The sequence below is a fragment of the Streptomyces sp. NPDC051822 genome (genome assembly GCF_044452745.1).
Lineage (GTDB): Bacteria > Actinomycetota > Actinomycetes > Streptomycetales > Streptomycetaceae > Streptomyces.
In genome coordinates, this window is the sequence record NZ_JBITBZ010000001.1 from 583,653 (window position 1) to 602,771 (window position 19,119).

The following is a 19,119-nucleotide window of genomic DNA, read 5'->3' on the forward strand; positions in this document are numbered from 1 at the left end:
CCGGGTGGGGCACCTGGGGGCCGGTAGAGTGGGCCCACGTCGTCATCATGCCCGTACGGGGGGAAGCCGGTGCGAATCCGGCACTGATCCCGCAACCGTGAGCCGTACCCCTCCAGGGGAGCGGCGAGTCGGAATGCCCCGTCCGGGACGTGACCGCCGGCACCGTCGAGGAATACGGAGCCGGAGCCTGGTGCCCCTGAGGCGTGCCGGTGCCCGGCCGCACGAGAGGGCCCCATGAACACCGTCCGCCGCGGCGCCGCCGCGCTCGCCGCCGCCGCCGTCCTGCTCGGCACCGGAGCAACCGGTGCCGCCACCGCCGCGCCTTCGCCCTCCCCCTCGGCCGGTACGGCCCCGGTCGGCCCGTACGGCACGAAGGACCCGACGTACGACGGTGTCTGGCGCCAGTCGCTCGCCTTCCTCGCCCAGCGCGCCACCGGCTTCCAGCCCGCCGACCAGGCCGTGGACTGGTTGCGGGGCCAGCAGTGCGAGGACGGCTCCTTCAGCTCGTACCGCGCGGACGTCACGAAGCCCTGCGACGCGAAGACGATGCGCGACACCAACGCCACCGCCGTCGCCGTGCAGGCGCTCCGCGCCGTCCGCCGCCAGGCCGCCGAACCGGAGAAGCTCGACGCCGCCGTCAAGGCGGGCAGCGACTGGCTGCGGTCCGTGCAGAACAAGGACGGCGGCTGGGGCTACGGCGCCGGTGGCGCCAGCGACGCCAACTCCACCTCCGTCGTCATCGGCGCGATCGCCGCGACGGGCGTGAAGCCCGGCTCGTTCACCTCCGCCGAGGGCCGTACGCCCTACGACGCGCTCCTCACCTTCGCGCTGCCCTGCACGGACAAGGAAGGCGCGGGCGCCTTCGCGTACCAGCCGGACAAGACCGGCAAGCTCCTCGCGAACGCCGACGCCACCGCCGCGGCCACCCTCGCCGGACTCGGCAAGAGCGTCGTCGCCACCAAGGCCTCCCCGGAACAGCCCCCGGCCTGCACCGATCTCGCGAAGCCGACGATCGACCGGGCCGCCCTGAACGGCGCCTCCTATCTGACGAAGGCCCTCGCGAAGACCGGCCACCTGACCCTGCCGCCGATGCCGGGCGCCACCGACACCGCCGACAAGCCCGACGTCGGCAACACCGCCGACGCCGTCGTCGCGCTCGCCGCCTCCGGCGCCGCGAAGGAGGCGAAGCCCGCCCTGGAGTGGCTGGAGAAGAACTCCGCCGCCTGGGCGAAGGAGAGCGGCCCCGCCGCCTACGCGCAGCTGATCCTCGCCGCCCGCGCGATGGACACCGACCCGCGCGAGTTCGGCACGGCGGACCTGGTGGAGCAGCTCAACGCCACCGGTCCCGCGCCCAAGGCCCCCGACACCTCCGCGTCCTCGACGACCGAGGACGAGGGCCGCGGCTTCGACGTCTGGTGGATCATCGGCATCGGCATGGTCGTCGGCGTCGGCATCGGCTTCCTCGTCAGCGGCCGCAAGAAGTGACGACCGTGAAGGCGGCCGGGAGGATGGCCGGGAAGGCGGCCGGGAAGGCGGCCGGGAGACGTCGCGGCGCCCTCGCCGCGGGCGCCGCGGCCGGAGCCCTGCTCACCCTGACGTCGGTCGCGGCGGCTCCGGCGCAGGCCGCCGGCTACCGCTACTGGTCGTTCTGGGAGAGTTCCGGCGGCAAGCCGTGGGCGTACGCCACCCAGGGGCCGGCGACGGCCCGTCCCGCCGAAGGTGACGTGATCGGCTTCCGCTTCGCGATCAGCAACGGCACGGCCGACACCTCCCTGCCCTCCGTCGCCCCCGACTTCACCGAGATCTGCGGAGCGGTGGAGAAGAAGGACGGCTCCAAGCGGGTCGCGGTCGTCGTCGACTTCGGCGGCCCGGCCGACGCGCCGCCCGGCGAGACCCCGCCGGCGAAGCCGGTCGAGGCCGGCTGCGCCCAGGTCCGCGAGGACGCGACGGGCGCGGAGGCGCTGGCCACGGTGGCGAAACCGCTGCGGTACGACGGCGCGGCCATGCTCTGCGGGATCGCCGGTTACCCGGCCCGGGGCTGCGGCGAGCAGGTCGCGGAGGACGCCTCGCCGCCGTCGGCCGCACCCTCCGTGTCCCCTGCTCCCGCCGCCTCCACCGCCGGGGAGGAGCGCGGGGGCCCGTCCTTCGGCGTGCTCGCCGGCGGGGCGGCCGTCCTGGCACTCGGCGGGGCGGCGATCTGGAAGGCCCGCCGCCGCGCATGAGCGCGCCGGCAGATCCTGCGAGCCCGGCATGATCCAGAAGACAGGCCATGGCCTCGGCGCGTTCACGGCCCCCGAGGCGAGCCGGGCCAACGCCCTGCACGCCGGCGCCTGGTGGCTGTGGGCGCTCGGCCTCGCCGTCGCCGCGTCCAGGACCAGCAACCCGCTCCTGCTCGGGCTGCTCGTCGGCGTCGCCGGCTATGTCGTGGCGGCCCGCCGTACGGACGCGCCCTGGGCGCGCTCGTACGGCGCGTTCGTGAAGCTGGGCCTGTTCGTCGTCTTCCTGCGGGTCGTCTTCTCGCTGCTGCTCGGCTCCCCGATCCCGGGGACGCACGAGCTGTTCACGCTGCCCGAGGTGCCGCTGCCCGACTGGGCGCAGGGGGTACGGATCGGGGGGCGGGTCACGGCCGAGCAGCTGGTGTTCGCGCTGTACGACGGAGCCAAGCTGGCGACCCTGCTGATCTGCGTGGGCGCGGCGAACGCCCTCGCCAACCCGGCGCGGCTGCTGAAGTCGCTGCCGGGGGCGCTGTACGAGGTGGGGGTCGCCGTCGTGGTGGCGATGACCTTCGCGCCGAACATGGTCGCCGACGTGGCCCGGCTGCGTACCGCCCGCCGCCTGCGGGGCCGCCCCACCGGCGGCGTACGGGCGGTCGTCCAGATCGGCCTGCCGGTCCTGGAGGGTGCGCTGGAACGGTCGATCGCCGTCGCCGCCTCGATGGACGCGCGCGGGTACGGGCGGACGGCGCTGGTCCCCGCCTCCGTACGGCGCACCACGAACGTACTGACCCTTGGCGGGCTGCTCGGCGTCTGCGCCGGCTCGTACGGGCTGCTCGCCGCCGAGGGCGCGGGGTACGGGCTTCCGCTGCTCGGCGCCGGGCTCCTGGCGGCCATGGCCGGGCTGCGGCTCGGCGGGCGCAGGACGGTCCGCACCCGCTACCGGCCGGACCGCTGGGGCCCGAGGGCCTGGCTGGTCGCCGGTTCGGGGGTGGCGGTCGCCGTCCTGATGATCTGGGCGAACGCGTACGCCCCGGAGGCCCTGCACCCCGGGGTCGTCCCGCTGGAAGCTCCGGAGCTTCCGCTCTGGCCCGCCGTATCGATCCTGGTGGGGCTGCTGCCCGCGTTCGTGGCCCCCGCTCCGAAGGAGAACGCGTGATCCGCTTCGAGAACGTCTCGGTCACATACGAGGACGATACGGAACCGACCCTGCGGAACGTGGACCTCACCGTCCCCGAGGGCGAGCTGGTCCTGCTCGTCGGCCCCTCGGGCGTCGGCAAGTCGACCCTCCTGGGCGCGGTGTCCGGGCTCGTCCCGCACTTCACCGGCGGCACGCTGACCGGCCGCGTCACCGTCGACGGCCGCGACACCCGCACCCATCCGCCGCGCGAGCTCGCGGACCTGGTGGGCACGGTCGGCCAGGACCCGTCCGCGCACTTCGTCACCGACACGGTCGAGGACGAGCTGGCGTACGGGATGGAGTCCCTGGGCCTCGCGCCCGCCGTCATGCGGCGGCGCGTCGAGGAGACCCTCGACCTCCTCGGTCTCGCCGAGCTCCGCGACAGGCCGATAGCCACGCTCTCCGGCGGCCAGCGCCAGCGGGTCGCGATCGGCTCCGTCCTCACCCCGCACCCCAAGGTCCTCGTCCTCGACGAGCCGACGTCCGCGCTCGACCCGTCGGCGGCGGAGGACGTCCTCGCGGTCCTCCAGCGGCTGGTGCACGACCTGGGCACGACGGTGCTGCTCGCGGAGCACCGGCTTGAACGGGTGGTGCAGTACGCGGATCAGGTGATGCTGCTGCCGGAGGGCGTGATGGGGTCCCCCGCGGAGATCATGGCGGTGTCGCCGGTGTATCCGCCGGTGGTCGGGCTCGGGCGCCTCGCGGGCTGGGAGCCGTTGCCGCTGACGGTGCGGGACGCGCGACGGAGGGCGGGCGGGCTGAAGGCACGGCTGGAGGGGCGGGACCCTGCGGGGCTTCTTCCCCACCCCGCCCCTTCCCGAACTGGGGCTGCGCCCCAGGCCCCGCTTTCGGGGCTCCGCCCCGTACCCCGCGCCTCAAACGCCGGCGGGGCCGGGTTTCTCTTCAAACGGCGCCGCACCGCACCCGACACCCCCACCCCTCTGCTCCACGTAACGGCCCTCGCCGTCCGCCGCGGCCGGGTAGAGGCCCTGCGCCGCATCGACCTCCAGGTCCACGCGGGCGAGACGGTCGCGCTCATGGGGCGCAACGGCGCCGGGAAGTCCACCCTCCTGTCGACCCTGGTCGGAATGATCGCCCCGACCTCCGGCACCGTCCGCGTCGCGGGGCGGGCCCCGCACTCCACCGCCCCCGGCGAGCTGATCCGCCAGGTGGGCCTGGTCCCGCAGGAGCCGCGTGACCTGCTGTACGCGGACACCGTCGCCGCCGAGTGCGCGGCGGCCGACGCGGACGCCGGCGCGGCGCCCGGGAGCTGCCGGGCGCTGGTGTCGGAGCTGCTGCCGGGGGTGGCGGACGGGACGCATCCGCGGGACCTGTCCGAGGGGCAGCGCCTGACGCTCGCGCTGGCCGTCGTCCTGACCGGCCGCCCGCCGCTGCTCCTCCTCGACGAGCCGACGCGCGGTCTCGACTACGCGGCGAAGGCCCGGCTGGTCGCCCATCTGCGGACCCTCGCGGCGGACGGGCACGCGATCGTGCTCGCCACGCACGACGTGGAGCTGGCGGCGGAGCTGGCCCACCGGGTGGTGATCATCGCGGACGGCGAGGTGGTGGCGGACGGCCCGACGGCCGAGGTCGTCGTCTCCTCCCCCGCGTTCTCCCCGCAGGTGGCGAAGATCCTGGCGCCGCGGCACTGGCTCACCGTCGAGCAGGTGGAGGAGGCGCTGTGAGGACGACGAGCTCACGCCCCGTCCGCCTGGGACCGCGCTCCGTCACCGCGCTCGTCCTGGTCTCCCTCGTCGGGATCATCGCCTTCTGCTGGCCGCTCTTCGCGGACGCGGGTTCGGCCGTCACCTCGCACGCCGGGGACGCGCCGTGGCTGTTCGCGGCGCTGCTGCCGCTGCTTGTCGCCGTGGTCGTGGCGACGATCGCGGACTGCGGGATGGACGCGAAGGCGGTGGCGATGCTGGGGGTGCTGGCCGCCGTGGGCGCGGCCCTGCGGCCGCTGGGGGCGGGGACGGCCGGTCTGGAGCCGATGTTCTTCCTGATGGTGCTGAGCGGCCGGGTCCTCGGGCCGGGCTTCGGTTTCGTCCTGGGCGCGGTGACGATGTTCGCGTCGGCCCTGCTCACGGGCGGTGTGGGGCCGTGGATGCCGTTCCAGATGCTGTCGATGGGCTGGTTCACGATGGGTGCGGGCCTGCTGCCGGGCCCGGACCGGCTGCGGGGCCGGGGGGAGCTGCTGATGCTCTCGGCGTACGGCTTCGTGGCGGCGTTCGCGTACGGGACCGTCATGAATCTGCAGGGCTGGGTGCTGCTGCAGGGCCTGAGCAGCGGGGTCTCGTTCCAGCCGGGGGCTCCGCTCGGCGAGAACCTGGTCCGTTTCCTCGCCTACGTGGTGGCGACCTCCCTCGGCTGGGACCTCGGCAGGGCCGCCCTGACCGTCGTCCTCACCCTCACGGTCGGCGGCACCCTCCTGAAGGCGCTGCGGCGGGCCACACGACGGGCGAACTTCGAGGCCCAGGTCACATTCAAGGGGCCGGAGACGGGTGCCCCGGGTGAGGCGCCCCACAGGACCTACGTCACGTACGACGCGGAATAGTAGACGACGAAGCCACCCGAATCACCCCACATACCCCCACGACCTGCGGAAACATCCCAAGCCCGGCCCCGGGTCGTTCCCCCGCGAGTCCGAACCTCCCTCGTACAGGGGGTCGTTGCATCGGCGTTCCAGCCCTGGTTGTCTGGTGGACGTCGCCAGGCAGCCGGTGCTCACCACAGCGCCTCGGACGGCCGGTCCCCCCAGTTCCCGGATTCCCCGGGCCCTGGTTCCGGCTTGCCGAAATCGTCTGGCGCGGCCCTTGTTCCCGACGTTAGGTCGATACGTTGTTCCGCTCGCTCACCACTCGTGTCTCTGCCCGCAACAAGAAGATCGCCGCCTCCGCAGCCGTGCTGCTGGGCGCGTCCGGTGCGGTGCTGGGCACGACGGGCACGGCTTCCGCCGCCAGCCCGCAGGAGCTCGCCCGACAGATCGTTCCCGCTTCGCAGTACGCGTCCTTCAGCAAGATCGTCTCGCACGAGTCCGGCTGGAACCACAAGGCCACCAACTCTTCCAGCGGCGCCTACGGCCTGGTCCAGGCCCTGCCCGCCTCGAAGATGTCCTCGGCCGGTTCCGACTGGAAGACGAACCCCGCCACGCAGATCAAGTGGGGTCTCGACTACATGAACGAGCGCTACGGCTCCCCGAACGCCGCCTGGGCGTTCTGGCAGGCCAACGGCTGGTACTAAGAGACACCCGCCGCACAGCGCACCCGCAAGGCCCCGCCTCCCGTACAGGGAGGGCGGGGCCTGCGGCGTTCCCGGGCCGGTCCGCCACACAGGCACCGACCGGCCGCTACAGCCGCTGGATGATCGTCCCCGTCGCCACGGCCCCGCCCGCGCACATCGTGATGAGCGCGAACTCCTTGTCCGAGCGCTCCAGCTCGTGCAGCGCCGTGGCGATGAGCCGTGCACCGGTCGCGCCGACCGGGTGGCCGAGGGCGATGGCGCCGCCATTGACGTTGACCTTCTCCAGGCCGTCCAGGTCCCGCTCGAAGACCTGCGCCCAGCTCAGCACGACCGAGGCGAAGGCCTCGTTGATCTCGACGAGGTCGATGTCCCTGAGCGACATCCCGGCCTTGCCGAGGACGGCGCGGGTGGCGTCGATCGGCCCGTCGAGATGGAAGTGCGGATCGGCGCCGACGAGGGCCTGGGCGACGATCCGGGCGCGGGGGCGGAGCTTGAGGGCGCGCGCCATGCGCTTGGAGGCCCACATGAGGGCGGCGGCACCGTCGGAGATCTGGGAGGAGTTCCCAGCCGTGTGGACGGCGGTCGGCATGACGGGCTTGAGGCGGGCGAGCCCCTCCATGGTGGTGTCGCGCAGGCCCTCGTCCCGGTCGACGAGCCGCCACATGCCCTGCCCCGCGGCCTGTTCCTCCTCGGTGGTGGGGACCTGAACGGCGAAGGTCTCGCGCTTGAAGCGCTCCTCGGCCCAGGCGTTCGCGGCCCGTTCCTGGGAGAGCAGGCCGAGGGAGTCGACGCGCTCGCGGGTGAGGCCGCGGTGGCGGGCGATGCGTTCGGCCGCCTCGAACTGGTTGGGGAGGTCGACGTTCCACTCGTCGGGGAAGGGCTTGCCCGGCCCGTGTTTGGAACCGGAGCCGAGCGGCACGCGCGACATGGCCTCGACGCCGCAGCTGATGCCGATGTCGATGACCCCGGCCGCGACCATGTTGGCGACCATGTGACTCGCCTGCTGCGAGGAACCGCACTGGCAGTCCACGGTGGTGGCGGCCGTCTCGTAGGGGAGGCCCATGGTGAGCCAGGCGGTGCGCGCCGGGTTCATGGACTGTTCGCCGGCGTGGGTGACCGTACCGCCGACGATCTGCTCGACGCAGTCGGCGTGGATGCCGGTGCGGCCGAGGAGCTCGCGGTAGGTCTCGCCCAGGAGGTAGGCGGGGTGGAGGTTGGCGAGCGCGCCTCCGCGCTTGCCGATGGGGGTGCGTACGGCTTCGACGATGACGGGTTCCGCGGCCATGAGCTCGTCCTCTCCTCGACCGGACGGGGCGTCCCGGCAGCCCGTCGGTCGGCGTCACGGGGAACTAGTACGCGTTCTAGTTCTCTGTGCAGTCTTATGACTGCTACCGCGGGTACGCAAGGGTCCGGGAGGCAACACTTCCCGTTCTGCCTCTTGCTACTTGTAGAACTCGTTACTAACTTCCCTGGCATCTCCTGACGGTCCATCAGATATGGAGTGTGTTGCCGATGCCCTGCCCCCACATCCCCGAAGGGTTCGACGCCACCGACCCGGATCTGCTCCGCGACCGCGTCCCGCTGCCCGAGTTCGCCCGGCTGCGGCAGACCGCACCCGTCTGGTGGTGCCCGCAGCCGCCCGGCATCACGGGCTTCGAGGACGCCGGGTACTGGGCCGTCACGCGCCACGCGGACGTCAGGTACGTCTCCACCCACCCCGAGCTGTTCTCCTCGAACGAGAACACGGCCGTCATCCGCTTCAACGAGCACATCACCAGGGATCAGATCGAGGTCCAGAAGCTGATCATGCTCAACATGGACCCTCCGGAGCACACCCGGGTCCGCCAGATCGTCCAGCGCGGCTTCACCCCCCGGGCGATCCGGAACCTGGAGACCGCGCTGCGCGACCGCGCCCACGCCATCGTCGACGAGGCGAAACGCGGCGCGGACGCCGACGGCACCTTCGACTTCGTCACCAAGGTCGCCGTCGAACTGCCCCTCCAGGCCATCGCCGAACTCATCGGCGTCCCCCAGGAGGACCGCTCCCGCATCTTCGACTGGTCGAACAAGATGGTCGCGTACGACGACCCCGAATACGCCATCACCGAGGAGATCGGCGCCGAGGCCGCCATGGAACTCATCGGCTACTCGATGAACATGGCCGCCGCCCGCAAGGAACGCCCCGCCGCCGACATCGTGAGCCGGCTCGTCGCCGCCGAGGGCCAGGGCAATCTGTCCTCCGACGAGTTCGGGTTCTTCGTCCTGCTGCTCGCCGTCGCCGGCAACGAGACCACCCGCAACGCCATCAGCCACGGCATGCACGCCTTCCTCACCCACCCCGAGGAGTGGGAGCGGTTCAAGCGGGAACGGCCGGCGACCGCCGCCGAGGAGATCGTGCGCTGGGCCACCCCCGTGGTCTCCTTCCAGCGGACCGCTTCCCAGGACACCGAACTCGGCGGACAGAAGATCGCCAAGGGCGACCGGATCGGCCTGTTCTACTCCTCCGCCAACAACGACCCCGAGGTGTTCACCGACCCCGAACGCTTCGACATCACCCGCGACCCCAACCCCCACCTCGGCTTCGGCGGCGGCGGACCCCACTTCTGCCTCGGCAAGGCCCTCGCGATCAAGGAGATCGAGCTCATCTTCAACGCCGTCGCGGACGCCCTGCCCGACCTGACGCTCGCCGGCGAACCGCGCCGGCTGCGGGCCGCCTGGCTGAACGGCGTGAAGGAACTCCGGGTCCGCGCGGGCACCTGACCCCCGACCGGAACCGGCAACCAGAACCAGAACCGAACCCGGAACCGAACCCGAACCCGCAACCGAACCCGGACCCGGACCCGAAACCGGACCCGGAACCGGATCACCGCCGGGGACGTCCCACCCCGCATGCGGGGGACACACAGATTCCTGACCACCATCGTCGCGCTGCTCGCGCTCCAGCTCGGTTCGCTCGTCGCACCGGCGTACGCCTGCGGCTGCGGCGCCATGATCCCGTCGAAGTCCGAGCGCATCGGCGTCGACCGGGAGGAGTCGGCCGTCCACTGGGACGGCCGCACCGAGACGATCGTCATGCGCTTCAACGTCCACGGCGACGCCCGGCACGCCGCCTGGATCATGCCGGTGCCGAGCCGGGCCGACGTCGCCCTCGGCGACCCGGCGCTCTTCGACGAGATCGCACGGCTCACCGAACCCGAGCAGCGCGACCGCTTCCACTTCTGGCCGCGCGAGGACGACTGGCCGTTCGCGGGCGGCTACGGCGACGGGGCCGGCGCCTCGCCCGGCAAGGGCGCCGGCGTCGGGGTCGTCGGCCGCGAGCGGCTCGGCCCCTTCGACGTCGCCCGGCTGACGGCCACCGACCCGGAGGCCCTCGGCGACTGGCTGCGCACCCACGGCTTCGAGCTGCCCGACCGGCTGACCGGCGCGCTCCAGCCGTACGTGGACCGGAAGTGGGAGTACGTCGCCGTCCGCCTCGCACCCGAGGACAAGGACACCGTCCTCAAGGGCGAACTGACGCCCCTCCGCATCACCTTCGCCTCCCCCGAACTCGTCTACCCCATGAGGCTCTCCCGCCTCGCGGCGAACTCCCAGACCCTCGGCCTCTCCATCCTGGCCGACCACCGGATGGAACCCCGCTCCGCCATCGGCGGCGACCCCCACGAGGTGACCTTCGCCGGCCGGATCGAACGCCCCGAGGGCGCCCTCGCCGGACTCGCGGGGCGACGCCCGGTGCATCTGACGGTCATGGAACAGGAGTTCCCCGATCCGGCGCGGATCGACGACGACCACCGCCTGAGGACCGTCGCGGACACCCCGTACCGCCAGGTCGAGTACACCGACCGACTCCTCACCGTCGCCGGAGGCATCCCCGTGTGGCTCCTCACGGTGGGCGGCGGTCTGCTGCTCGTGGCGGTCGCGGCACTGCTGCTCGTACGCGTGGCACGGCGCCGTCCGGCAGTGGACACCGGTGTACGTTCGATGACATGACGAACCCTCAGTGGAACGCGGTCGACGACTACATCAGCCGGACCGTCGCACCGGCCGACGACGTGCTCACGGCCGCGCTCGCCGCCTCCACGGCGGCCGGCCTGCCCGAGATCGCCGTCGCCCCCAACCAGGGGAAGCTGCTCCACCTGCTCGCCCTGACGCAGGGCGCCCGGAACATCCTGGAGATCGGCACCCTCGGCGGATACAGCACGATCTGGCTGGCCCGCGCCCTGCCCGCCGACGGCCGGCTGATCACCCTGGAGTACGACCCCGCCCACGCGGACGTCGCCCGCGCCAACATCGCCCGCGCCGGCCTCGACAAGCTCGTCGAGGTCCGCACGGGCGCGGCCCTGGACACCCTGCCGCAGCTGGAGGCGGAGGGCGCCGGCCCCTTCGACCTGGTCTTCGTCGACGCCGACAAGGTCAACAACCCGCGCTATGCCGAATGGGCCCTGAAGCTCTCCCGCCCCGGCACGGTGATCATCGTCGACAACGTGGTGCGCGGCGGCAGGGTCGCCACTCCGGACCCGGACGACCCGGCGATCACCGGCACCCGCGAACTGTTCGAGTTCGTCGCCCGCGAACCCCGACTGGACGCGACGGCCCTCCAGACGGTCGGCGCGAAGGGCTACGACGGCCTGCTGCTCGCCCGGGTCGTCAGCTGACCGGAGGCGCGCTCCGCCGCCAGCCCGTGAACAGCGGCACCTCGCCCGAACCGTCGAGGACGACCACGCCGAAGGGCCGGTCGAAGGCGATGCGTTCCACCACCTCGTGACGGGGCGGGGCGGCGCTGCGCGGCATCGTCACCTGGGTGACGGCCGCCGCCTCCACGCCCTCCTCGGCGACCTCGACCACCGCCTCCTGCACGACCTTGGCGATGTACAGGTCCGCCGGGGAGAGGCCCGAGAAGTCGGCCTGACGCGGGTCGACCGCCCGGGTCAGGCCGAGTGCGGCCAGCTGCTTCCTCGCGTCGGTCTTCGTACGGAGGGTGAAGCGCGGCAGGCTGAGATCGGCCGCGTCCGCGACGAGCGGCCGCCGCGCGTCGGCCCCGGCCCAGGCGGCGGGCAGCACGTCGCCAGGCCCGTCGGCCCCGGGCCAGTCGGGTCCGGCCCCCTCGGCCCCGAGCACGAGGCGCACCCGTACGCCGCCCTCCCCCGCACAGGGCAGCTCGACGACGGTGACCCCGCCCACGTGCCAGACCCACCCGGCCGGGATCCGCTGCCGCATGGTCGGCACGGGCCGGGTGTTCCCGTCTCCGTCGGTGAAGGGCTCGTCACGGGTGAGACGCCGGGGGAAGGCGGTCAGCCATGAGGCCTTCAGCGCGAGGGCGTTGAGCAGCACCAGATCCTCGGAACCGTCCAGATCGAGCGGCAGCCGCGTGATCCGCCCTCCGGTGGCACGGCGCACCCAGGCGTCGAGCTCCTCCTGCGCGTCGGAGATCTCGCCGAGGGACATGTCGTCCGTCGCCCCGAAGGCCTCGTCGGGCAGTGCGGACCACACCGCCCCTGGCAGCAGCCCGAACCGCACGTCGGGCAGCCCCGCCCGGAAGGCGTCGAGCACCGGCACCCGGCTCCACACCCCGGTCGCCACCGCCACGCCGGGCGCCTGTCCGAGCCACCGCCCGCCGAAAGTCACGGCCTCGGCGGCAGCCGCCCCCTCGACCCGGAGCAGCTCCCCCATCTCCTCGGCGGTCCGCCCCCTTGCCCCGGAGGCGACGGCCCCCAGGGCCAGCCACAACCCGACGGGCGAGACGACGAAGTCGCCGTCCCCGAGCAGAGGCAACCAGCGCGCGGCCAACTCCCGTACCGCGTCCGCCCGGGGGGTGGTGGGGGTCTGCGTCATGTCGTGCCTTCCGTGAGCGTCGTGAGGGGGAAAGGAAGCACCGAGCCACTCTCGCAGAGCCTCACTCGCGAGCGACCGCTGCCCGCCGCGCGGGGCCGTCGCGATCGCGCCACGGGCGGTGCCCGCGCGTCGTCCTCACGCCGCTTTGACCGGCGGATGTAGGAGACTGCACGGACGTGATCAAGGCGGGGTGCGGTGCCCGGCCTGTGCTTCCCGAGAGGTGTCATGTGCCCAGCGTCGTAAAGATCAACGTCCTGACCGTTCCCGCCGAGCAGCGCGAGGTGCTGGAGCAGCGTTTCGCGTCCCGCGCGGGGGCCGTCGAGGGGTCCGACGGGTTCGAGTGGTTCGAGCTGCTGCGCCCGCTGGAAGGCACCGACCAGTACCTGGTGTACACCCGCTGGCGCAGCGAGGAGGACTTCCAGGCGTGGATGAACGGCTCCATGAAGGCCGCTCACCAGGGCGGCGGCCAGGGTGGGGGCAGCGAGGGCGGTGAGCGGCCGAAGCCCGCCGCCTCCGGGTCGACCCTCTGGTCGTTCGAGGTCGTCCAGCAGGCGTCCCCCAAGAACTGATCCGCGCCCCTGCGGAGTCGGGCCGGGCCGGGCTGGGGAAATGAAGCTGCGCCCCCGCCGGGCCGGCCGGGGAAACGGAGCTGCGTCCCGGGTCGTGCGCGCCGCACAATGGCACGCATGACCTGGACCTTCTCCCCCGAGCGCGTCGACACCCCGGACGCGACCGCGCTGCGCCGTGACTACTACTACGACGTCGCCAGCCGCTACTGGAAGCGCCCCGCGACCGAGGCGGAGATCGACGAGGGGCTGGCCGGTGACGGGGTCGAGCTGCTGACCCCGCCGACCGGGCAGTTCCTCGTCGGGCGCTACGAGGGGAAGCCCGCCGCCTGCGGAGGAGTCCTGCTCCTCGACGGGGAACGCGCCGAACTGACCCGGGTCTTCCTGCGCCACGCCTTTCGCGGCCTCGGCGGCGCCGGCGTCCTGATGGACGGCCTCGAGGACGCGGCCCGCGCGCTCGGCGCACGCCGGATGGTCCTCAACACGCGCCTGGACCTGGTCGAGGCACGCGCCCTGTATACGCGGCACGGGTACGCGGAGATACCGGCGTACTGCTCCGGGCCGTACATGGACGTCTGGTACGGCAAGGACCTCTGACCCGCCGGGGCCGGTCGCGGTCAGCCGCTCCAGACGACGACGTCGAGGACCACGCTCATGTCGCTCGCCTGCCCGGTGAGTTCCTTCACGGTCAGCCGGGCGACGCGGCCGTCGTTCGTGCGGGCGCAGAGCACCAGGCCGGTCTTCGTCTTCATCGCCGTCGTGGTTCCCAGGGTGTCGACGACGCCCGCGCAGTCCGCGTGCGAGGGCGCCTTCGTGGAGTCCTTCCACACCAGCGCCTTGGCCCCGCCGTCGGGGCTCAGCATGTGACTGGTACCGAAGGGGTGGACGGAGAAGTCGTTCTCCTCGTTGATCTCGGACTCCACGGGGGGCGCGGAGTCCAGGTCCTTCGCGTCCGCGTACGTGATCGCCAGGGCGCCCTGCCACTGGACGGTGTCGGCCGGCTTCGCGGACGGGCTCCCCGCGGTCTCGGAGGCCTGTGCCTCCGGGGACCGGGACGGCGAGGCGTCCGCGCTCCGCGACGCGTCCGGGGCGGCCGACCCGCCGCCCGGTGCGCCGGCCGTGGTGGCCGAGGGCGCCGGTCCCTGTGCGGCGGGCGGTACGGGCTTGGCGTTGCCGCTGGTCACCACGTACGTACCGACGACGCCGATCACCGCCGCGAGGAGGGTGGCTCCGGCGCCGATCCAGGCCCCTCGATGGGAGGCGGCCGGGCGGGCGGGGGCGGGGTGGGCCGGTGCTCCGTAGCCGCCGGGTGCTCCGGGTGCTCCGTAGCCGGGCTGTCCACCGTATCCGGGCTGTCCGCCGTATCCCGGCTGACCGCCGTACCCGGGCTGCCCGTCGTACCCGCCCTGGTGTGGCTGTTCGCTGCTCATCCTGCCCGTCCCCCTGTGACGTGATCTTGGAGGGGACAGCGTACTGAGGGCGTCTGAGTGCTGGTCACAGAGGGTTTGCGGAGCGGGAGTTACGGCTGACTGCTACGCGTGGTGGTCGCGGGGCGGCTCCGGGTCGTGCGGCCGCTCCCCGTCCGAGCCGGACAGTTCCGCCGTCAGCTGCTCCACCAGCTGCACCAGGTCGGTGGGCCGGTCCGGGCCCCACCAGTCGCCGAGGAGCTCGGCGAGCGACTCCTCCCGGGCGGCCGCGAGCCGGGTCGCCACCCGTACGCCCTCCTCCGTGAGGATCAGCTGGAGTCCCTCCCGGGTGGCCAGGTGCCGTTCCTCCACCTGCCGGGCCGCCTCCGTGATCACCCGCAGCGGTACGGGCACGGTCTCGGCGAGCCGGGCGGGCTCGACCGTGCCGTGGCGGCGGATGCGGAGCAGCAGCCAGCTCGCGGCGGGCAGCAGGTCGAGGCCCGCGCGGGCGGTGATCTTCTCGTAGATCGCCTTGCGTCCTTCGCGGGAGCCGAGGACGGAGAGGGCGCGGGCGCATTCGTCGTACGAGGAGCGTTCGACGGGGTTGGAGGCGAGCGTCTGGCTGGTGTCGGGCGCGGTGACCGAGGCCCGCAGCTTGTCCTCCTTGAGGAACCAGGCGACGACGAAGGCGACGAGGACGACGGGGGCCGCGTACAGGAAGACGTCGGTGATCGAGGTGGCGTACGCGTGCAGGACGGAGGGGCGCAGCTCGGCCGGCAGTTCACCCAGGGTGCGTGGGTCGGCGGCGACCTCCTCGGGGCCGACGCCCGGCGGGAGGTCCTGTCCGGCAGAGGCGAACACGTCGTCGAGCTTGGCGGTGAGCCGGTTGGTGAAGATCGTGCCGAAGACGGCGACACCGAAGGAGGCTCCGATGGAGCGGAAGAAGGTGGCTCCGGAGGTGGCGACGCCGAGGTCCTCGTACGAGACGGCGTTCTGCACGACCAGGACGAGGACCTGCATGACCAGGCCGAGTCCGGCGCCGAAGACGAAGAAGTAGACGCTCATCACCCAGGTGGAGGTGGTCTCCGTCAGCTCGTTGAGGAGGAGCAGGCCGAGGGCCGTGAGCGCGGTGCCCGCGATGGGGAAGACCTTCCAGCGGCCGGTACGGGAGACGATCTGGCCGGAGGCGGTCGAGGTGATCAGCATGCCGGCGACCATGGGCAGCATGTGCACGCCGGACATGGTCGGCGTGACGCCCTGCACGACCTGGAGGAAGGTCGGCAGGTAGGTCATCGCGCCGAACATCGCGAAGCCGACGACGAAGCTGATGACCGAGACGAGGGTGAAGGTCCGGATCCTGAACAGCTTGAGCGGCAGCACGGGTTCGGCGGCCCGCCGTTCGACGTACACGAACCAGGCGAGGAGTACGCAGCCGAGGACGGCGAGGCCGATGATCTGCGCCGAGCCCCACGGCCAGGTGGTGCCTCCGAGGGAGGCCACGAGGACCAGGCAGGTGGCGACCGAGGCGATGAGGAAGGTGCCGAGGTAGTCGATGGCGTGCGGGGTCGAGCGCACCGGGATGTGGAGCACGGCCGCGATGACGAAGAGCGCGACGATCCCGATCGGCAGGTTGATGTAGAAGACCCAGCGCCAGGAGAGGTGCTCGGTGAAGAGGCCGCCGAGCAGCGGGCCGAGGACGCTGGTGGCGCCGAAGACGGCGCCGAAGAGGCCCTGGTACTTGCCGCGCTCCCGGGGCGACACGAGGTCGCCGACGATCGCCATCGACAGGACCATGAGGCCGCCGCCGCCGAGGCCCTGGATCGCGCGGAAGGCGATGAGCTGCGGCATGTTCTGGGCGATGCCGCAGAGGGCGGAGCCGATGAGGAAGATGACGATGGCGGCCTGGAAGAGCTTCTTGCGGCCGTACTGGTCGCCGAGCTTGCCCCAGAGGGGTGTCGCGGCCGTGGACGCCAGCATGTACGCCGTGACCACCCAGGAGAGGTGCTCCATGCCGCCGAGCTCGCTGACGATGGTCGGCAGGGCGGTGGAGACGATGGTCTGGTCGAGGGCGGCGAGCAGCATGCCGAGCAGCAGCGCGCCGATCGCGACGAGGACGGTGCGGTGGCTCTGTCCCTCGCCGGGCGCGGGGGCGCCGCCGAGCTGGGAGGGGCTCACTTCCTGAGCCATGGGCGTCTCCTCGGGCGTGTCGTCGGGCGTGTCGTCAGGCGTCCCGCCGGACGGCCCATGGGACGGCCCCTCCATCCTGGTCCGAATGTCCGGTTATGGCCTCCCGAAGGGCACGGCTGTTCGCCTACCGGCAAGGGGCGGGCTGCATAATCGCTCGCAGTTGTATCGGGGAGGGGACCCATGATGACCGGACACGTCTGTCCTGAATGCGGTGCGGAAAGACCTGGCTGCGCCTGCGCCCAGGCGGAGCTTGCGGCGGCCGAGGACTTCGATCCCCTACGGATCAGGCCCTACGTGACGCTGGACTCGGGGGAGGACGCGAGCCCGTACGGGTCGTATGGCGCGGGGGGCCCGTCCGGGGGTGACGCCTCCTCTCACGGGGCCGACGATCCGCCGACGGCCCAGTTGGCGGCGATCCGCCCGGACGGGGGTTCCTCGTCCGTCACGGCGCCGCCGCCGGGGGCGTACGGGGCGGGGGTGAGCGGGGCGGAGGCGTACGGGGCAGGGGCGTACGGGGCGGAGGCGTACGGGGCAGGGGCGTACGGGGAGCAAGCGGGTCCCGGCGCGCACGCGGGCTCGTACCCCGGTGGCGACCCCTCCGAGACCATGCCGCTGCTGCTGGGCGGCGTGGGCGCCGTACCGCCGCCGCCCGGCCATGACTTGGGGCAGGCTCCGGGACGGGGCCGCAGGCGCGGCGCGGTGGTGGCCGTGGTGGCCGCCGCCGCCGTGGCGGGCACGGCGGCCCTGGCGGCGGCGCTGCTCGGCGGCGGGGAGGAGCGCGACGACCGGGCGGACGTGCCCGAGGTCACCACCAGCGCGTCCCTGAACATCGCCGTGTCCGAGGCCCCGTCCCCCTCCTCCGAGAGCCCGGATCCGACGTCGTCCTCCCCCACCACGCGCCCGACGTCCGCGTCGCCGACGCCCACCCCCACCGCGAGCCGCACCACCGCACTGCCGAGTGCGTCCCCGAGCGCGACGGGTCCGGCGGCGCCTCCGACCGGCTCCTCGTCGGCGCCGGGGGCCGGACCGACGACGACGGGACCGACCGCGTCGGCTTCTCCTTCGGAGTCACCCGGAAAGGGCGAGGTGGAGGTCACCCTGAGCCTCGGCTCCACCGGGCACGAGGTGAAGGAGCTCCAGCGGCGGCTGACCGCCGTGTGGGTCTACGACGGCCCCGTCAACGGACGGTACGACGAGGAGGTACGGGAGGCGGTGGCCCGCTACCAGACGTGGCACTACGGCCTGAGCGACCCGGAGGGCGTGTACGGCCCGGCCACGCGCCGGGTCCTGGAGGAGAACACACCGAACATCTGACGGGCCTCCCCTCCCGTGGACCGGACCTCGCCCCTGCCTCATCCGGACCTGGATCCGGCCTCATCCCTGCCCTCCGGCCTCGTCCGGGCCCCGACCCGGCCTCGCCCCTGCCTGCCCTCATCCGGGCCCATCCCGGCCCTCCCCGACACCCGCCCCGGGCTCGCCCCGGCACTCGCCCCGGTACCGCCCCGGTACCGCCCCGGTACCGCCCCGGCTCCACCCCGGTCCCGCCATGCGGACCGGGTTGGCCAAGACGGCCCCCGGTTTTGTATCGTAGAAGAACAAAGTGGCCCCGCCCGCGAAACCCTGACCGGTGGGCGGGACCGCTTCGTTCTCCGCACCACCCCTCTGGAGACCCATGCCTGCCACCACCCCGGCAACGCTCACCGCTCGCGCCCTCCTCCTCGACATGGACGGCACCCTCGTCAACTCGGACGCCGTCGTCGAGCGCTGCTGGCGACGCTGGGCGGAGCGGCAGGGCCTCGACGGGGACGCCGTGCTCAAGGTGGTCCACGGCCGCCAGGGGTACGCGACGATGGCCGTCCTCCTCCCGGACCGCCCGATGGCGCAGAACCACGCCGACAACCGGATCATGCTCGCCGAGGAGACCGCCGACCTCGACGGCGTCGTACCCGTCCCCGGCGCCCCGGCCTTCATGGCCGCGCTCGCGGAGCTGCCGCACGCCCTGGTGACCTCGGCGGACGAGGCGCTCGCGCAGGCGCGGATGGGCGCGGCGGCGCTGCCGATGCCGGAGACCCGGGTCACCGCCGAGCGCGTCGGGGCCAGCAAGCCGGACCCCGAGGGCTTCCTCAAGGGCGCGGCCGAGCTTGGCTTCGGCCCCGCGGACTGCATCGTCTTCGAGGACTCGGAGGCCGGCATCCAGGCGGGCCGCGCCGCCGGCATGAGGATCGTGGGCGTGGGCCCGCGCGCGGCGGCCTTCGCGCCGGACGTGCACATCCCGGACCTCGACCACCTGCGGGTCGAGGCCGCGGCCGACGGATCGATCACCCTGACCGTCCTTCCGTAGAACCTCCGCATACGACGACGAGACCCCGGGCCGGGAAACGGCCCGGGGCCTCGTCGTACGCCCAACCTCGGGTCCCGGTACGGAATCTTTCACTCCATCGGACACCGCACACCCCTTGATGTGACGTGTCCATGTCGCCACTCTGTTACCTGGCGCA

At 72.9% G+C, this 19,119-nt stretch carries 18 protein-coding genes and 1 riboswitch; of the genes, 13 read left to right on the top strand and 5 right to left on the bottom strand.

Annotated elements, in window-relative coordinates:
* Window positions 1-59 precede the first annotated feature (59 nt).
* A riboswitch (cobalamin riboswitch) is annotated at window positions 60-139 on the top strand.
* Between the two features lie 95 nt (window positions 140-234).
* The 6 genes from ACIA8N_RS02655 to ACIA8N_RS02680 all read left to right on the top strand — a co-directional run bounded on the left by ACIA8N_RS02655 (window position 235) and on the right by ACIA8N_RS02680 (window position 6,633).
* Window positions 235-1,485, top strand: a complete 1,251-nt coding sequence (locus tag ACIA8N_RS02655) for a prenyltransferase/squalene oxidase repeat-containing protein (protein ID WP_365777395.1) — start codon at window positions 235-237, stop codon at window positions 1,483-1,485.
* Window positions 1,486-1,508: 23 nt separating this feature from the next.
* Window positions 1,509-2,222, top strand: coding sequence for an SCO2322 family protein (locus ACIA8N_RS02660; RefSeq protein WP_365777397.1), 714 nt, complete (start codon window positions 1,509-1,511; stop codon window positions 2,220-2,222).
* Window positions 2,223-2,250: 28 nt separating this feature from the next.
* Complete coding sequence (locus tag ACIA8N_RS02665; RefSeq protein ID WP_365777399.1) at window positions 2,251-3,372, top strand: energy-coupling factor transporter transmembrane protein EcfT; 1,122 nt, start codon at window positions 2,251-2,253, stop codon at window positions 3,370-3,372.
* Window positions 3,369-5,078 (top strand): ATP-binding cassette domain-containing protein, encoded by a 1,710-nt coding sequence (locus tag ACIA8N_RS02670; protein WP_365777401.1) that lies wholly within the window; start codon window positions 3,369-3,371, stop codon window positions 5,076-5,078. The genes ACIA8N_RS02665 and ACIA8N_RS02670 overlap by 4 nt, the downstream gene beginning before the upstream one ends.
* Entirely contained in the window at window positions 5,075-5,947 is an 873-nt protein-coding gene (locus tag ACIA8N_RS02675) for an ECF transporter S component (RefSeq protein WP_365777403.1), read from the top strand. Before ACIA8N_RS02670 ends, ACIA8N_RS02675 begins: the two co-directional genes overlap by 4 nt.
* Before the next feature lie 284 nt (window positions 5,948-6,231).
* Window positions 6,232-6,633, top strand: coding sequence for a transglycosylase SLT domain-containing protein (locus tag ACIA8N_RS02680; protein ID WP_030547800.1), 402 nt, complete (start codon window positions 6,232-6,234; stop codon window positions 6,631-6,633).
* 106 nt (window positions 6,634-6,739) lie between these two features.
* On the opposite strand, the gene ACIA8N_RS02685 is transcribed toward ACIA8N_RS02680, so the two are convergent.
* On the bottom strand, window positions 6,740-7,918 hold the full coding sequence (locus ACIA8N_RS02685; RefSeq protein WP_030547809.1) for a steroid 3-ketoacyl-CoA thiolase: 1,179 nt from the start codon (window positions 7,916-7,918) through the stop codon (window positions 6,740-6,742).
* Window positions 7,919-8,145: 227 nt separating this feature from the next.
* Here ACIA8N_RS02685 and ACIA8N_RS02690 point away from each other — a divergent pair, with 227 nt between their 5' ends.
* The 3 genes from ACIA8N_RS02690 (at window position 8,146) to ACIA8N_RS02700 (ending at window position 11,285) form a co-directional block, all read left to right on the top strand.
* Window positions 8,146-9,393, top strand: a complete 1,248-nt coding sequence (locus ACIA8N_RS02690) for a cytochrome P450 (protein ID WP_365777406.1) — start codon at window positions 8,146-8,148, stop codon at window positions 9,391-9,393.
* 129 nt (window positions 9,394-9,522) lie between these two features.
* Window positions 9,523-10,620, top strand: coding sequence for a DUF2330 domain-containing protein (locus ACIA8N_RS02695; protein ID WP_365777408.1), 1,098 nt, complete (start codon window positions 9,523-9,525; stop codon window positions 10,618-10,620).
* Window positions 10,617-11,285: an O-methyltransferase gene (locus ACIA8N_RS02700; RefSeq protein ID WP_365777410.1), complete on the top strand. Its 669-nt coding sequence runs from the start codon at window positions 10,617-10,619 to the stop codon at window positions 11,283-11,285. Before ACIA8N_RS02695 ends, ACIA8N_RS02700 begins: the two co-directional genes overlap by 4 nt.
* On the opposite strand, the gene ACIA8N_RS02705 is transcribed toward ACIA8N_RS02700, so the two are convergent.
* Window positions 11,278-12,462, bottom strand: a complete 1,185-nt coding sequence (locus ACIA8N_RS02705) for a serpin family protein (RefSeq protein WP_365777412.1) — start codon at window positions 12,460-12,462, stop codon at window positions 11,278-11,280. The two genes, ACIA8N_RS02700 and ACIA8N_RS02705, sit on opposite strands and share 8 nt — an antisense overlap.
* A 227-nt stretch (window positions 12,463-12,689) precedes the next feature.
* Here ACIA8N_RS02705 and ACIA8N_RS02710 point away from each other — a divergent pair, with 227 nt between their 5' ends.
* Entirely contained in the window at window positions 12,690-13,031 is a 342-nt protein-coding gene (locus tag ACIA8N_RS02710; protein ID WP_365777414.1) for an antibiotic biosynthesis monooxygenase, read from the top strand.
* A 108-nt stretch (window positions 13,032-13,139) separates the two neighbouring features.
* Window positions 13,140-13,625, top strand: coding sequence for a GNAT family N-acetyltransferase (locus ACIA8N_RS02715; protein WP_399415521.1), 486 nt, complete (start codon window positions 13,140-13,142; stop codon window positions 13,623-13,625).
* Window positions 13,626-13,645: 20 nt separating this feature from the next.
* On the opposite strand, the gene ACIA8N_RS02720 is transcribed toward ACIA8N_RS02715, so the two are convergent.
* The 3 genes from ACIA8N_RS02720 to ACIA8N_RS02730 all read right to left on the bottom strand — a co-directional run bounded on the left by ACIA8N_RS02720 (window position 13,646) and on the right by ACIA8N_RS02730 (window position 17,718).
* Window positions 13,646-14,458 (bottom strand): hypothetical protein, encoded by an 813-nt coding sequence (locus ACIA8N_RS02720; RefSeq protein ID WP_365777418.1) that lies wholly within the window; start codon window positions 14,456-14,458, stop codon window positions 13,646-13,648.
* A gap of 102 nt (window positions 14,459-14,560) precedes the next feature.
* On the bottom strand, window positions 14,561-16,621 hold the full coding sequence (locus ACIA8N_RS02725; RefSeq protein ID WP_365777420.1) for an MFS transporter: 2,061 nt from the start codon (window positions 16,619-16,621) through the stop codon (window positions 14,561-14,563).
* 374 nt (window positions 16,622-16,995) lie between these two features.
* Window positions 16,996-17,718 (bottom strand): hypothetical protein, encoded by a 723-nt coding sequence (locus ACIA8N_RS02730; protein ID WP_365777422.1) that lies wholly within the window; start codon window positions 17,716-17,718, stop codon window positions 16,996-16,998.
* On the opposite strand from ACIA8N_RS02730, the gene ACIA8N_RS02735 reads away from it, so the two are divergent.
* Together ACIA8N_RS02735 and ACIA8N_RS02740 are read left to right on the top strand one after the other, a co-directional pair.
* Entirely contained in the window at window positions 17,708-17,935 is a 228-nt protein-coding gene (locus tag ACIA8N_RS02735) for a peptidoglycan-binding domain-containing protein (RefSeq protein ID WP_365777424.1), read from the top strand. The genes ACIA8N_RS02730 and ACIA8N_RS02735 overlap by 11 nt on opposite strands.
* A 358-nt stretch (window positions 17,936-18,293) precedes the next feature.
* Complete coding sequence (locus ACIA8N_RS02740) at window positions 18,294-18,962, top strand: HAD-IA family hydrolase (protein WP_365777426.1); 669 nt, start codon at window positions 18,294-18,296, stop codon at window positions 18,960-18,962.
* Window positions 18,963-19,119 lie beyond the last annotated feature (157 nt).